This is a genomic window from Elstera litoralis (assembly GCF_000963705.1).
Lineage (GTDB): Bacteria > Pseudomonadota > Alphaproteobacteria > Elsterales > Elsteraceae > Elstera > Elstera litoralis.
The window spans coordinates 1-1114 of record NZ_LAJY01000919.1; the positions used below are offsets into that span (position 1 = coordinate 1).

Below are 1114 nucleotides of genomic sequence, written 5' to 3' on the forward strand. Positions count from 1 at the left end.
ACGGCAACGATGGGGCTGTTCCTCTCGCTGCTCGTGATCCTCGGGTGCCGCAATTATTTCGGCCCGAAGGATTTCGATGATTACGGCTGGCGCGTGCCGTTCCTGATCTCGATCTTCCTGCTGGCGATCTCGGTCTGGATTCGGACGAAGCTGAATGAATCGCCGACCTTCCAGCGCATGAAAGCTGAAGGCAAGCAGTCAAAAGCTCCGTTGACCGAAGCTTTTGGCGAGTGGAAGAATCTGAAGCTCGTCTTGATTGCACTGCTGGGTGCTGTCGCCGGTCAGGCCGTCGTTTGGTATACGGGGCAGTTCTACGCGCTGTTCTTCCTCACCTCGACGCTGAAGATCGATGGCGAAACCGCCAACTATTTGATCGCCGGCTCCCTGTTGATCGGCACGCCGTTCTTCATCGTCTTCGGGGCGCTGTCCGATAAGATTGGCCGTAAATGGATCATTCTCGGCGGTATGCTGCTCGCGGCGGTCACGTATTTCCCGATCTTCCAAGGGCTGACCCACTTCGGGAATCCCGATCTGGCTGCCGCTCAGGCAAAAAATAAGGTCGTTGTTCTCGCCGATCCGGCTGCCTGCTCGTTCCAGTTCAACCCGACCGGCACGATGAAGTTCACGAATGCCTGCGATCTGGCGCGCAGTGATTTGGCGCGCTCGTCGGTGAACTACACCAATCAGGTGGCTCCGGCCGGCTCTGAACTGATCGTTCGCTTCAACGACGTTGAAGTGAAGGGTTACGATAAGGCGAAGCTCGCTGAAGCGATTAAGAATGCGGGCTATCCGGCGAAAGCTGATCCGTCCAAGATCAACCACTTCGGTGTCCTCGTGCTGCTTGTTATCCTCGTTCTGTACGTGACGATGGTATACGGCCCGATTGCGGCGATGCTGGTCGAGCTTTTCCCGACGCGCATTCGCTACACCTCTATGTCGCTGCCGTACCACATTGGGAATGGTTGGTTCGGGGGCTTCCTGCCGTCGATCAGCTTCGCGCTGGTGGCGATGCAGGGCGATATTTACTACGGGCTTTGGTATCCGATCATCATCGCGGTCGGTTGCTTCGTCATCGGGGCCTTCCTGCTGCCGGAAACCAAGGATACGATACCAA

General features: G+C 56.9%; 1 protein-coding gene. It reads left to right on the top strand.

Annotated features, from left to right (window positions below; all coding sequences use genetic code 11):
* Positions 1-1114, top strand: a 1114-nt coding sequence (locus VZ95_RS20730; protein WP_045777554.1) for an MFS transporter, incomplete at both ends; no start/stop codon positions are given.